We start from the raw sequence: 13705 nt of genomic DNA on the forward strand, positions 1-13705 counted from the left end.
GAGCTCACTGTCTTCCCGATGTGACAAGTGCTAGCTAAACACTCATCAAGAAGAGATACAAGGTTGGGTAGAGTGAAACGAAACCCAACAAATCACAAATATACATACTCGCTCAAAAGCCAAGAGTATGTGTTATTTGTTGTAGGCGTTTAGCTTGCTGACGCGCGGGCGTCAGCCCGAATAAGTATTTGAATAGGTGTTTGGAATTACTATTACAGATAACGCGAATACGTTTCGCGCTTTTAGAGAAGAAACCTTATTCAAGGTTTTGTCGCGCTGGCTTGGTGAGCCAATGCGGGGCTATAGATTTTCAAACTTAACTCTGCTGCTAGTAATTCATCCTTGAAGCTGGGTTACTGTCGGCATCCATGCCTTCACTTCCTCATACTGCGAAGCTGCGCTTCGGTTATTCGTCACCTCTCAGCGCACCCGAGCATCATGCTTAATCCTTCAATGCACAATTGATGTGAACGTAAACGCCATGAAAGCACATCCATGTGCAAGCATGGCTTTCATTTCATTGCCTACATGGATGTAGGTACTTAGGATTTGTCGGGAACAAAATCCTGCCATGAAATGCATTACTCATCAATTGCTTATTTTCAGGACGTGATGACGGGGGAGGGTGTTAAACGTGAGATTAGTGCTTGGACTTGGCAAGATGCAAGACCTGACATTCTGTATTTCTAAGTAGAGATGAGGGAAACTGCGTTATATAGGAGGTTAGCATTTAGTTTTAAAGGATCTATTTTGTTATTTATATTCAATGCTTACCTGCTAATGAATAAAATCATGGAAAAAAAACACAGAGTGTGTAAAATTAAATTACACACATTGTGTTTTTTAATTTGAGGTTTAAATTATGAGTTCTAATTTGGCATATGCTCTTACAAAAGTACAATTTAGTCGCATTACAGAAAGTACATTTAATAAGAACTCAGACAACTTAATTGAAGAATTAAATGATATATATCCGATTTCTGTGACTAAGCAAATTGAGAGTGTTGAATTTCAGTTTAACCGAGAGACTAATGAACAAAAAACTATTAAAAATAATGTTCCTATAGTTACATTGAAATCCGCAGATAAGAAGTGGGGTGTTAATATGACTCAAGACCATGTGATTCTTCATACAAATGCCTATATATCATTCGAAGATTTTGAAGAAAGATTTTCGTTTATATTATGCAAAATAAAAGAAACAATGTTAATTAAGCATATGGAGTTTGTTGGCCTTCGTTATATAAATAAATTTGATGAAGATAGTTTTTCAAAAAACTTTAAACGTAATGAATTCTTACAACCAAATTTATGTGGCTTTAACATGGCTGGATCAAATTTAGCATCACGCTATGCGGACGGAAAGTTAGGAATAAATATTAACAGTGGTGTTACCGTAAATAATACAAAGCTACCACCAGATATAGCCGAACTAAATAATGATTTAGGAAGTGAAAACCCTATATTAAATGGAGCGTGGGCGCATTTAGATATTGACTGTTACTCAGTCAATCATGAGTTAATACCATACGATTATAACAATATAATTGAAACTTTAAATGAATTACGCGACAGAGCAAAAAGTATCTACTGTGATATTGTTATAAGTGAGCAATAAAAAGGATTTTGTATGCAAAGTAATTATAGTCAAGCAATAAATTTGAATAGTAGAACAGCTATCACTAGTAATTCTACTTATTCTTACGTACCTACTTCGGACACTGTAGCAAGGAAAATATGTAGATATACTACTACTTTAGCTGTTATTGCAGTATCGACATTAGGCACTTTACATGCGGATGCTCGTCACAATAATACACAAGTGCTAACTACTTCAGTAATTCAAAAAAAGCCTACTTATTTGATTGAAAACTCCGTAGCAATAAAAAAAGAAAATAATAAAGAAGACTTATTAACGACAAAAAGTGAGCTTTTACAGAATAATTTTGGTTTCAAGACTGCACAATGGGCGGCTGTTTTAAAAGTAGAAAGGAAAACAATCTACAATTGGGCAAAAAATCCAGAAACAAAAATTCAGGATAAAGTAGTTGCTCGTATAGATATATTCAATAAATTCTATGATGAAATTAATAAAAAACATGCTCAATATTTGCCTTTATTTACCTTTGGTCGATACTCAGACTCAGAGGTAGCAAAAATAATAACGAGTGAAGAGCTCTCTGTTGAGCTATTAGTAGAAAGTTATGAACGACTTTATTCTGAATTTGATGGAGCTTACAAACGCAATGCCTATAAGCGCTCTCAGTACGTACAGGTTTAGTCAATGGTAATTAAAGTGGAGAATCTAAGAAGTAATTGGATTAAGTCTGGATGGAAAAGAGGAGCTTTTGTAGATCTAAAAGATCACTTGGATTTATTGAATAAATTACCGCTAAAATTAAAAAATATAATAAACGAAAAAGATAAAGCTTATTTAATCCCTCTACTTTATGATTGTTCGCTTATTGAGGAGTGTTTCATTAAGGAGCCTTGGGTACAGGTACTTATATGTTGGCCATGTCCCGAAGTTAACGGGAATTTCAAATTTGGCAAAAACCCTAGACAAATACACTTCCCAACCATTAATAATGGCGAAGAAAAATACATGCATGCTGATGCTATAGGCTTTTGTCAATTTGAAAGAGAGGATCTACTTAAAGCAACACCATCAAAAGATTTTTTATGGCCAGAGAAAGGTCTTCCGCAATTATTAAACTGGGTGGCTGAACGTTATAATCAACCAACTTTTCCTGACGAATGGAATACTCGTATGGGGAGGCAAAAAAGAAATTTAGATAAATTATGGAAAAATAAAAATTTTATTAAAAGTTGTTCTGGCCTTTATTTTAATATTCATCCATTTGATGAAATTAAAAATACGGATGAATATTCTTTAAAAGCTTATTTTGTTGTTTCTTCAACCCTTACGGGTAAAGAGCACAGAGACTTTAGTGATAATCATGAAGCCGCTTTAATACAGAAGCTAAAAGGTATTATAAGTACTATCCCTAATATTAATATAGCTTTTATTGATTCTATAAAAGAAGATCAATTCACTAAATCAATGGAGCGAGACTTTCAACGTTGGCAATTAGAACATCTGAGCTATAAAAATTTAGAGGATGCACCTTTACCAGCTGAGTTAGATATAAAGTGATTGAGCTAGATTTTTTGATGACCACTTCCATGAAAAATCTATTTGAGGTTGTTAATTTCTCAATGCTAACATCCAAACTCTCGGAGTTTTCCAAGTTAGTTCTCGCATCAATTTAAATTTTATACCGCCCGTATTTCTTCTTTTTTTTCAGAATTTAAATTTATTTCACTGACCACTGGCTAATCTCGAGATTTTCCTGACTAACGACTTAGATTCTGTAATTTCGCCATTTTAATTACTTGATGACGTTTTGCTTCATCTAACCATAAATGATACTGGTTAAACCAAAGGGGTTACCCATTAGAAAGTTCCGGTCAAGCAAGCAGCTGTGTTTTCCGATCTTTTTATTCAAAAACCAAGAGTTCTTATTATTTAAGCTCAATTTAAATATGACTATGCACCTAGTAATAACGTCGATTGATGAGAATATGTACTAGTCACCCAAATCTTAACTTCATACATCAATGGTCTTTTATTGCTCATTGAGTCAATTACTACGTCTAGACCACGGCGAATAAAGTTTAAGAATGCGTTTATCATGTGATTGACCGCGAACCAATGGGGTCAAATCTTGACTTCATACATCAATGGTCTAGGTTTATAGTTTATTGCTCATTGAGTTTATTATTATGTCTAGACCGCTGCGAATAGAGTATGAGAATGCGTTTTATCATGTGATGAATCGCGGCAGAGGGCGTGAAAATACCTTTTTGAGTGATGACGATTTTAAGCACTTTTTATACAGCATTGAACAAGCAAGCCTTCGCTTTAATATTGAAGTGCATTCGTATTGTTTAATGACCAATCATTACCATCTACTAATAAAAACCCCTGATGCAAATTTAGGCAGAGCCATGAAGCATATTAATGGCCTCTATACGCAATATTTTAATAGAACACATAATACAGATGGTGCATTGTTTAGAGGTCGTTACAAGGCGGTGCTGGTGGATGCTGATAATTACTTACTACATGTTAGCCGTTATATACATCGTAACCCTATAGAAACAAGTACACCGCTAGTAGATGAACTCATTGACTATAAATGGTCTAGTTATTCAGCTTTTATTAAAAGTGGTGCGACACCTAAATGGTTAGTTCGAGACTTTATATTTTCGCTTCAAGGAAAAAAGCGTAAATATGCTGCTTACAAACAGTTTGTTGAATATGAAAATAATAAAGAAATAAATACGTTTTATGGTGCTAAAAAGTTATTTTCGGTGTTGGGCGGCGATGAGTTTATTCAGAATATTAAGGAGTATATTGCGAAATCAGACAACGAAAAAAGCGTTGTTGTTCAGAGGCGTTTAACTGATGATGTTATTGCGTACTTAGCTAAATATTTTTGTATAGATACACATAGTATTGTAACGGTTAAGAAAGGGCGTAAAGAGAAAAATTTACCACGTATGTTTGCCATAAAGTTATGCCAAGATTTAACTGGGCAAAATTTAAAAGCATTAGCCGTTGTTTTTAATGTTCAACATTATTCAGCCATATCCCAAACGGTATGTAGGCTAAATAAGTTAATAATTGAAGATGATAAGATCAACTTACAGTTCGAAAAACTTCGAGATAGCTTGATGTATGAAGTCAAGATTTGACCCCCTGTTGATTCTTGATGTATGAAGTCAAGATTTGACCCCCTGTTGATTATCGCGCATCCATGCGAGACATTACTCATCAATTGCTTATTTTCAGGGCGTGATGACGGGGAAGGGTATTAAACGTGAGATTGCTGTTTGGTCTTGGCAAGAAACAAGACCTGACTCTCTGTATTACCTCCTAAAGCACGTCCTACGTGTAGGTCGTCATTTATGGCGACAAATTAAGATATGAAAATCAAAAACTAACTTTTTAACCCTAACTCAATTCTTAACTTTTCAATATCTTTATGTTGCTCAAAAAAGCTCACAACAGCCTCAATCTGATACAGCTTTTCACCTTCAAAATTAGCTAGGTAATGTTTAATCTCTCTAAAACCACACGTTAATTTCATTTCCGTCGGGATTACTGTTAACGCAGCAAACACCTCTTCAATCGTTTTATCTTCTAGTAAAAAGCGAATAAATTGCATTACAGCTAAGTTCTGTGGATTCTCTGAGTGTTTTTCGGCCTCCGCAACACGGTTAAGAACTTGTTCTGGCGCTTCATAAAGTAAAGCCAGTTCAGCTATATTTGCTTTTGAATCAGCTATTAGTTTTTTAATCTCACCATTTTCTGAGCTGTGAAATGTTTCAAGCAACATTGAATTCGATTTTAGAGCTGTGAAAAAGTCTTTTTTCAAGCCATATGTAGCACTCTGGTTACACATCGCTTTAGCAACCCGTATTTGAATCTCTTCATTCAACGAGTCTTTAAACTGCTCAATCAAACGAGTGTAGCTATTGAGGGCATCTTCAAACTTTTCTTGCTGACCATAAGTAACACCTTGGTTGAGCATTGCTTTAGCAACCAATACTTGAATTTCTTCATTCGACGAGTGTTTAAATTGCTCAATTAAGTGAGTGTAGCTATTGAGTTCATCTTCAGGTTTACTTTGTTGACCATAGGTAATACCTTGGTTAAACATTGCTTTAGCAACCCGTATTTGAATTTCTTCATTCGACGAGTCTTTAAATTGCTCAATCAAACGAGTGTAGCTATTGAACTTTTCTTCAAGCCTGCCTTGCTGACCATAGGTAATACCTTGGTTCAACATAGCCATAGCCACCTCAATTTGAATCTCTTCATTCGACGAATCTTTAAATTGCTCAATCAAAGCTGAGTAACTGTTGAGTTCATCATCAGGTTTTTCTTGCTGACCATAAATAATTCCCTGGTTAAACAATGCTCTACATAACAATTCCGCATGAAGATGCGTGTGCTTCTCACTACTCAAAACATTAATAGCTAAATTTAGATATTTTAGAGCTTCTTTATAGTTCTTTTTCCCATAGCTAACATTTGCTAGGTTTAAATATTCACGCGCAGTTGTATGCTCTTTACTTATTTTATTAGTGCTATTTTCTAATATTCTTAATGACTCAGGGTTTGGCTCTTGTTTCTCTGCGATAGACTTTTGTACATCATCAGCCGCTGCTTCAACTTCTTTTTTCTTCTCTTCGATAATCTCATGAGCTTCATCTATATATTTCTTCAAGTCTTCAACAGATGTATTAGCCTCACTTAATTGCTTTTCCAAAAAAACTTGCGTATTGGCTAAAATTTTATCCGCATTACTGCTAATAAAGCCTTCCATCTGTTGATGCGCTACATTTTCTGCTTCTTTTCTACTTAGCTTATAAATAAGTAAACCGCCCAATGCGAGAAAAATCGTTAATATAGAAAACCACCAATTTATTGAGTCTTTTAAATCACCAATTCGTCCATCAAAACCAGTAAATTTATTAGCTTGTAGATTCTTTTGAGCATCGAGTTGAGATTGGAATCTAGATAGTTGAATTGTTAGCGCTTGCTGCGCCGCTTCTAGGGTTTTAACATCATTACCGAGTGTTTTTTGTTGTTGTATTTTTTCATCCAAACTAGCAAGTTGGCTGTGCATATTAAATAATTGCTGGTATACCAAATCATGGTTATTTTGCGTATTAGGTAACGAAGGAGCTATATTTACAGGAGGTGCGACTTGCGTAGCTGCGACAATATTTACGTTCAGCAAAGTCGATAAAAATAAAAAAAGTAAGATTAAACGCATCCATCATCCCTAAAAAAATAAGCCAGCTTGGCCAATACAAATCGATAACTTATTGTAACCCTATTAATTTAACTGAGTTTAACAATACATACCATCTAAAAAAAATCACCTGAAAAACCAAAGGGGTCAAATTTTGACTTCATACATCAATGGTCTAAAAAATCAGCAGGGTCAGAACTTTCTTTTTGCCTTTTGTGATTAAGAAAAAAGGCAAAACTTGCCTCTAGTAACCCCATTTAAAAAAGGGCAATATTATTGCCCTTTATCATGCGCTTAAACTAGTTGTTATAAACTATAGCGCTACTAAGCTTTGCTCTAGCATTGCCTTTATTTGTTTTACTATTTTAGCTTCTGTTTCAGGTTCGAATTGTTGTATACGTGGGGTGTGAATATGCCCTGTAGGTATACTTGAATTAAGCGCATCGCGCAGGCGAATACTTCGGTACGATATTTCGTTAGATAGGTAACCACCACCGCCGCCATTAACCGCAATATTATTTTTAAGCTCGCCGTAAGAACCTGCTTTATAGGTTTTTTCAAGCGTGGTGACTTCATGATTGTCGATAATTTTATAAGGGCCTTTGGCGTTTTGCATGTAACTTACAGGCAAGCTAAATTTTACAAACTCGTTGCCTGGAAGTGGTCGGCCATTAAGTTTTGGTATCACTGGGCTTGTTTGCGTTCCGCCAAACACAATATTGGCATTATCGGGGGCGGTTACACTGCGACGTTTACCCGGGAAATGCTCTAAATCAAATTCTGTTCTGCCCATACTTACAGTTACTACCATGTCTACATTATTAAGTGCGTAGTAGGGGGCAAGTAGTGACTCTATTATGCCTTGATCGAAGTCTTCGTAGCGCACCGGCACCATAACGGTATTAATTTCTCCGCTCACGCCGTTGTAATTAATAACTTGGCCGTCGAGTAATAACGCCGCAACACCTGAGGGGTTACTTTGGTTTATGTTTCTATCGAGTAAAAATGGGTCAAAGCCCGTAAGTAATATTTTTTTAGTGCTGCCTGATGAAAAAGTGAGGTCGGTACGGCCTCTGCTGCCTTCCTCAAGTAGGGTTAGTAAAGTATTTAGTTGAGCCTGCGTAATTGAAAATTTAGGCGATGTTGTGCGTATTACTTTGCTTGAAAGCAGGCGTGCCCAGTAGAGCTCGCGGTCGTCGTAATTATTGGTTTTTACTATGCGTTGCTTTGCGTTTTCCCACAGTTCAAAGCTAAAGCTTTGTACTAATATTTTTGCACTTTTAAAGTCGTTTAATTCTTTAAATTGTTGCTCAAAACTTGATACTTGTGGGGTAAATGCATTTAAAACATTTGGCATTGTCGATTGGGCTTTGTTGATGCGCTGTTCTTCAACAGTTAAAGGATTACTTAAAGCAGCGAATGAAGAGGCAATTAAGCTGGTCGCTAATAATACTTTGATCATAATATTCCTAATATAAGGCTATTGTTTTATATGTAATTTACTATCCTACTATTGCTAACTTAGGGCAACCAATTAACGTTGAATCGACTGAAATTTGCTTTTGCCGAGCATTCGTTTTGTTTAACAGGCCAATTAGCATTATCGGCTAATAAAAACCCCTGAGTCGAAATTGACCTTTATGGGTTCTACTTTCGGTCCTAATAAAAAGTAAAAAGCCGTTGCAGTAATGCAGCGGCTTTCCGTTGTGGTTTTATGCGCTTCGGTAATACGAGCGTAAGCTAAAATATAGTTTTAAACCTTTCTAATTAATCATCAGGCCCTTTGAGCGTAAATTTTAAATGTTTACGCATATCTTTTAAAATAACGCCTTTTTTAAGCATTGCGCCGCTTAAACGCTTTTGCCATTTTAATAAATCAGGCTCTGCGGCTTTTAATGCTTGCTCGTTTTCAAACTGAAAGCACAGCAGTAGTGTACTTGGAAATAAGTGATATTGAACATCAAACCAGCATTGCAGCATGCCTGGGAGCTCAGCGCGGCCTTGTTCTTCTAATTTTTCAGCAGTATTAAGTACAAGTGCTTGCTGCTTTATTTGCACTGCAGAGAGTTTTTTCATTATTAAAATCCAAGTTAGCGGCTAAAAAATGCAGCCGGAATGCGTGCATTATACGCAAGCTTGTAGGCAGGCAACAACTTTGAAAGGGAGTTAATACTTAATAGAGTGTATCTGCTTAAAATCTGGAGGTGATGTTGGAAGGCGCCTTTGGCTTTTCTAATTTGCGTAGGTCGGATAAGCTGCGCAGCCGTGCCATCCGACATTTCAAACTTCATCACAGGGCCTTAATTTGGACATTAATATTAACGTGTTTTAACTCTATAATTAAATAACCTTGTTTGAGGTTTTTTAAGTTGCTTGCGACAACACAGAAGTAGCTGTCGCAAGCCGCCTTTTGAGCCTCACCGTATTACGTTTAATACTTATAAGAGGTATCAATAGGGACGGATTATTTAGATCGGCGCTTGTCTAGTACATAACGTACGGCCATTCTTGCAGCGCCCGCACCAATGCCCGAAACTACCGCCCATGTAACGGCCTCTTTAAGATCTGTTTCTTCGCTTGGTCTATCTTTTGGGGCTGGTTCGTTGGTAACCTTTTCCCACGATTTTTGTAAAGTTTTCCTTGTTAACATACCTGCAGATGCAGCGGCGAGCCCTATACCTATCGTCGTAATTAACTGTTTATTACTCATAATGTTCTCCTTTTTATAAATAACAGCAGCGTTATTTATGTGCAACTCTTTAAGTAAGAATATTAATAACAGCAATTTACGTACCGATAGATGTTTGGGTAATAAGCACAGTTATAAAAAAACTCACTCAAAGTTTTAAAAATTTAAGCGTAAAACTTTAAACGTAAAAATTTGGGTGAGATTACGGCAAGAGTCAGAGCGTTTAACTGAAAGGGTATTCGACTCACGCTTAGGAAGTTTATTAAGTTTGTGCTTCAGTTCCTAGTAAGGCGTCAATGTAGGCGAGTTCTTCGCTAAAAATACCGTTCAAAAATGCATTTTGCTCAATTATTACAGCGTCATTAGGTTGGGCTTTGTATTCTTGTTGGCATCTTGCAAGTTCGATGGATAACCATTGGCAGGCGTTGCTAGCTGTGTTTATTGCTATTTTTAAAAATGATGACCATTTTATTTTTTGTAAATTAAAGCGGTAAAGCGCGACAGCAATAACACTATAAGCCTGCTGTTCAGGTGTTGGCATGTTGTTAGTATTTATTGAAGAGCTGTTTAAAAGCTTGGTATTGACCATCGCTTGTTGCAGTGCAGCTTGCTGTGATTGACTTAAAAAGTAGTCTTCGTAATCCATGGGTGGCCTATATCTGCTGATTGCAGGGCAATATAAAAAGGAAATTTAGCACAGCGTTTTACGATTCATGCGCACCTAAAAATGAGCAGTAGTGATAACAAAATTAGACTGACTCTTTACTGAATTAATAAAACACAATTGTAACTGGGTAGGGGTTTGAAGAGGGTAAGCGTCTTTGTTTTAACCTTATTTTTAATGTTAGTTTACTTTAGCAGACTTTTTTTACTTAAGTTTGTTATTGTATACTTTAATTGTGGTTTTAATAGCTGCTTTTACATTTGCATACTTTTTTTCACTTAAGTTTACTACAGTGTACTTTTTTGGTTTTCTATTTACTTTGGTGTATTATAATGTACTTATTGTTATTTTAGTTCGCTTTGGCGAACTTATGATTTAAGAGCTGAGTATAATGAGCAACTTATATAATTTGAAACAACAGGTTTTAACACTCTTAAAAGAAATAGAGCGGATAGAGTCCTTACAATCGAGCGATAGTGAAACCTTTCCTTTATCTGAGTTAAAGCAGCGTGTACATCAATATTGCAAAGAGAATGGCATTACTATAGATACTTTTTGCGAGCTTGCCACTATTAGTAAAGCGACGCTTTATAAAGCATATAACAGTCCAAAGTCGGCCAAGCGATCAACTATTGAATCTATTCTTAGTGTATTAGGAGACTATCAGTTACTGGTAGCAAGATGTAATGGAAATTAATCGTAGGGCGACAGTTTTTGCAAACAGTATCAGGGCAGGAGATCTGATTGAATATAGAGATCAGAGCCTATCGGGTAAAGAAGAATATATTTTTATTTACGATAGAAACTACCTCATTAGTGGCGATCCAATAGGGCATCACTTTCCACTAAAAAGTGAACCATTTAGTTTTGATATTTTGCCTCCATTTTTTACAAACTTATTATCTGAAGGCTGGCTGCGTAAACATCATGCAGAAAAATCAAGGCTAGATAAAAATGATGAATTTGGTTTATTGTGCGCTAATGGTAACGAGTTAATAGGAGCCATTTCCGTTGTTGCAGGCAAAGTAGCTACTTTAACAGGCCGTCAACCGGTTGCCGTTCCTATTCCTGCCTCTAAAACGCTGGAACAACAAGGGGTAACTATTATTGGCTCCCCTGATGACTTTAACGAATACGCTATTGATCATGCCAATGGACAGTCTATATCGGGTGTGCAGCGTAAGCTACTCATGAAGTTAGAAGGTAAACAGCTCATTCCTACTGGATCTGGAGGACAATATATTGTTAAACCAGCGCCAGAAGTTGCTCCTCATCTACCTGAAAACGAGTTTTTTATTATGCAATTAGCTAAAAAAGTTGGCTTTGATGTTGCCGATTGCGGACTTATTCCTTTTGAGTCTGGAGAGCTTGCGTATATAACTAAGCGCTTTGATATTATTGATGAACAGCAGCGTTATTTTATTGAAGATGGGGCGTCGCTATGTCAAGTTCATCCGAAAAACAAAGATAGTGATGCATTGAGTTACGAGAACGTACTATTGAAGTTATCTCGTTGTGCAGGTAACAGTAAAGCCGTCACGCTCAAATTGTTTCTACAAGTTGTATTCAGTCACATTGTCGGTAACAACGATTTGCATTTAAAAAACTTTTCTATGCAGAGGAAACTTCATAAAAGTAATCGCATTATGGACTTAGTTGCACCCATGTACGATATGCTGAGCTTAGCACCTTACTCTACATTTGACAGAGCATGTTTTATGTCTTTTGGGGTACTTGCTATAGAGGAGGGTGACGAAGGTGACTTTAGTGATGCTTATAATATATTTGGATTTTATACTAAAGAAGATTTCGTTCAGCTTGGTGTAAATATAGGCTTACCTAAATTAATGGTTGAAAAGCAGATACAAGTACTTAAAAGTAAAGTGCTTAAGGTAATCGAAGATGGCTTTCGTACGCAGATGCCTGAGCATATATATGAAGCTATTGTTAAACGCATTCGCGAGCGTTGTCGTACGTTAGAGTTGAGCTACCCTTAACTATTATTTTTAATTTTTTTGGTAAACATGGTAATAACCATAAACAAGAGGGTGATAAAAATCTCCCTTTATTTCGCAAGGCGTTTTGTTTTTTGTAGATAGGAGTTTTTTACAAAATTTAGCAACTTTTACTCTAACAATGAAAGGGTTAGTTATGGCTTTTGTCTTATCTTATTGATTTAAATTAATAATTTTTTTGGTTTGAGTTTTGCTTAGTAGTAAGTGTATTTTCTTAAATAAATAAAGGAGTTATTATGAGTACCGTTATTACTGGGTTATTCGAAAGTGCATCACAAGCAACACTCGCAATTTATAGATTAGAAGCTTTAGGTATTAATGAAGCAGATATAAGCATTGTAGCCAACGACTCATACGCAAAGGAAGATTTTGCTGTAGACGAAGGTACTAAAGCTTCTGAAGGCGGCCTTATAGGCGCAGCTTCAGGTGGTATTCTTGCTGCAATTATTGGCGGTTTCACTGCCGTAGGGACTGTAGCAACAGGCGGTACTGGCTTATTAGTTGCCGGACCATTAGTCGCTGCATTTGCTGCTGGTGGCGCAGGCGCTGCAGTAGGTGGTACTTTAGGTGCTGCAATTGGTGCGTTTATCCCTGAGCACGAAATTAAGTATTATGAAGATGCCATTGAAAAAGGCTCTATATTAGTTGGTGTTAAGTACGATAGTGATAATAAAAACGCTATTGAAGAAATACTTAACAACGCAGGCGCAAGTAACGTTTCTACGGCGTAATGCTAGCTAATTAGTTTCAAAATTAATATGAAAGGTGAACTTAGTTTCACCTTTTTTATGCTATTTTTTTGATTAGGCATAAAATCTAACTTTAAGTAGCGCTTACAATTAAGTTATTATTTTAACTGTATTAATACCAAGCCAGAGTACACTTTGAATTATTTAGCTCACCTTTATTTAGCACAACCTACAGCCGATTCTCACTTTGGGAACTTATTGGGCGACTTTGGTGGTAAAAGGCACGTAGAGCAATTGCCAAGTACGGTTATAAATGGGCTCGATAACCACTATTTAGTCGATAAATTTACCGACTCCCACCGCGCAGTAAAACACGCTAAACAGTATTTTTCACCCGAGCATAAGCGCTTTGCGGGTGTGGCTATCGATGTGGTGTTTGATCACTTTTTAATTGTGCATTGGCAACGATTTAGCAAGCAACCTTTAAGTGATTTTAAGTACACCAGTTATCAGCTTTTAAATAACCGCCTAAATGTTATGCCCCCGCGAATGCAGCATGTTGTAACAAGCATGACTAAAAACGATTGGTTTAAAGAGTACGAAACCGTTGAGGGAATAGGGTTAGCACTGGATAACATTGCCAAGCGCATTCGCTTTGCTAACACTTTTGCGGGCGCTGCTGATGATATAGCGCGTAACTACGACGAACTAGAGGCTACTTTTTTAGAATTCTTCCCTGAACTGATTAAGCATGTAAGTGAGTTTGCTCTTGAAAGCACCCCAAAAAATGACATAAAGCGCTTTATTTAATATCTTCA

General features: G+C 36.5%; 15 protein-coding genes. 8 read left to right on the plus strand and 7 right to left on the minus strand.

Annotated elements, in window-relative coordinates; genetic code table 11:
• The first annotated feature begins 862 nt into the window (after nucleotides 1–862).
• Genes GQR54_RS12320 through GQR54_RS12330 form a run of 3 tightly spaced genes read left to right on the plus strand, consistent with a single transcriptional unit; the run spans nucleotide 863 to nucleotide 3157 of the window.
• Nucleotides 863–1618, plus strand: coding sequence for a TIGR04255 family protein (locus tag GQR54_RS12320; RefSeq protein ID WP_166377951.1), 756 nt, complete (start codon nucleotides 863–865; stop codon nucleotides 1616–1618).
• Between the two features lie 12 nt (nucleotides 1619–1630).
• Nucleotides 1631–2281 (plus strand): hypothetical protein, encoded by a 651-nt coding sequence (locus GQR54_RS12325; RefSeq protein ID WP_166377954.1) that lies wholly within the window; start codon nucleotides 1631–1633, stop codon nucleotides 2279–2281.
• 3 nt (nucleotides 2282–2284) lie between these two features.
• Nucleotides 2285–3157 (plus strand): hypothetical protein, encoded by an 873-nt coding sequence (locus GQR54_RS12330; protein WP_166377956.1) that lies wholly within the window; start codon nucleotides 2285–2287, stop codon nucleotides 3155–3157.
• Between the two features lie 393 nt (nucleotides 3158–3550).
• Here GQR54_RS12330 and GQR54_RS12335 read toward each other — a convergent pair whose 3' ends face one another.
• The gene (locus tag GQR54_RS12335; protein WP_166377958.1) at nucleotides 3551–3697 is read right to left on the minus strand and encodes a hypothetical protein; all 147 of its coding nucleotides are present in this window, start codon (nucleotides 3695–3697) and stop codon (nucleotides 3551–3553) included.
• 89 nt (nucleotides 3698–3786) lie between these two features.
• On the opposite strand from GQR54_RS12335, the gene GQR54_RS12340 reads away from it, so the two are divergent.
• Nucleotides 3787–4761: a transposase gene (locus GQR54_RS12340; RefSeq protein WP_166377961.1), complete on the plus strand. Its 975-nt coding sequence runs from the start codon at nucleotides 3787–3789 to the stop codon at nucleotides 4759–4761.
• A gap of 245 nt (nucleotides 4762–5006) precedes the next feature.
• On the opposite strand, the gene GQR54_RS12345 is transcribed toward GQR54_RS12340, so the two are convergent.
• From GQR54_RS12345 to GQR54_RS12370, 6 genes are all read right to left on the minus strand, one after another.
• Entirely contained in the window at nucleotides 5007–6851 is a 1845-nt protein-coding gene (locus GQR54_RS12345) for a tetratricopeptide repeat protein (protein ID WP_166377963.1), read from the minus strand.
• Nucleotides 6852–7143: 292 nt separating this feature from the next.
• Complete coding sequence (locus GQR54_RS12350) at nucleotides 7144–8292, minus strand: hypothetical protein (protein ID WP_166377965.1); 1149 nt, start codon at nucleotides 8290–8292, stop codon at nucleotides 7144–7146.
• A 305-nt stretch (nucleotides 8293–8597) separates the two neighbouring features.
• A complete protein-coding gene (locus tag GQR54_RS12355) occupies nucleotides 8598–8906 on the minus strand; it encodes a hypothetical protein (RefSeq protein ID WP_166377967.1) in 309 nt (102 codons plus the stop codon).
• A gap of 14 nt (nucleotides 8907–8920) precedes the next feature.
• Complete coding sequence (locus GQR54_RS12360) at nucleotides 8921–9121, minus strand: hypothetical protein (protein ID WP_166377969.1); 201 nt, start codon at nucleotides 9119–9121, stop codon at nucleotides 8921–8923.
• A gap of 173 nt (nucleotides 9122–9294) precedes the next feature.
• Nucleotides 9295–9540 (minus strand): DUF4235 domain-containing protein, encoded by a 246-nt coding sequence (locus tag GQR54_RS12365; RefSeq protein ID WP_024593336.1) that lies wholly within the window; start codon nucleotides 9538–9540, stop codon nucleotides 9295–9297.
• A 241-nt stretch (nucleotides 9541–9781) separates the two neighbouring features.
• Nucleotides 9782–10165 carry a hypothetical protein gene (locus tag GQR54_RS12370; RefSeq protein WP_166377971.1) on the minus strand — a complete coding sequence of 128 codons (384 nt, stop codon included), beginning with the start codon at nucleotides 10163–10165 and terminating at the stop codon, nucleotides 9782–9784.
• 409 nt (nucleotides 10166–10574) lie between these two features.
• Between GQR54_RS12370 and GQR54_RS12375 the strand changes: the two genes are divergently transcribed.
• From GQR54_RS12375 to GQR54_RS12390, 4 genes are all read left to right on the plus strand, one after another.
• Complete coding sequence (locus GQR54_RS12375) at nucleotides 10575–10880, plus strand: helix-turn-helix domain-containing protein (protein WP_166377973.1); 306 nt, start codon at nucleotides 10575–10577, stop codon at nucleotides 10878–10880.
• Complete coding sequence (locus tag GQR54_RS12380; protein WP_166377975.1) at nucleotides 10870–12180, plus strand: HipA domain-containing protein; 1311 nt, start codon at nucleotides 10870–10872, stop codon at nucleotides 12178–12180. The genes GQR54_RS12375 and GQR54_RS12380 overlap by 11 nt, the downstream gene beginning before the upstream one ends.
• Before the next feature lie 254 nt (nucleotides 12181–12434).
• On the plus strand, nucleotides 12435–12929 hold the full coding sequence (locus tag GQR54_RS12385; RefSeq protein ID WP_166377977.1) for a hypothetical protein: 495 nt from the start codon (nucleotides 12435–12437) through the stop codon (nucleotides 12927–12929).
• A gap of 153 nt (nucleotides 12930–13082) precedes the next feature.
• A complete protein-coding gene (locus GQR54_RS12390) occupies nucleotides 13083–13697 on the plus strand; it encodes an acyl carrier protein phosphodiesterase (protein WP_166377979.1) in 615 nt (204 codons plus the stop codon).
• Nucleotides 13698–13705 lie beyond the last annotated feature (8 nt).

Source organism: Pseudoalteromonas sp. Z9A4, assembly GCF_011378845.1.
Classification (GTDB): domain Bacteria; phylum Pseudomonadota; class Gammaproteobacteria; order Enterobacterales; family Alteromonadaceae; genus Pseudoalteromonas; species Pseudoalteromonas arctica.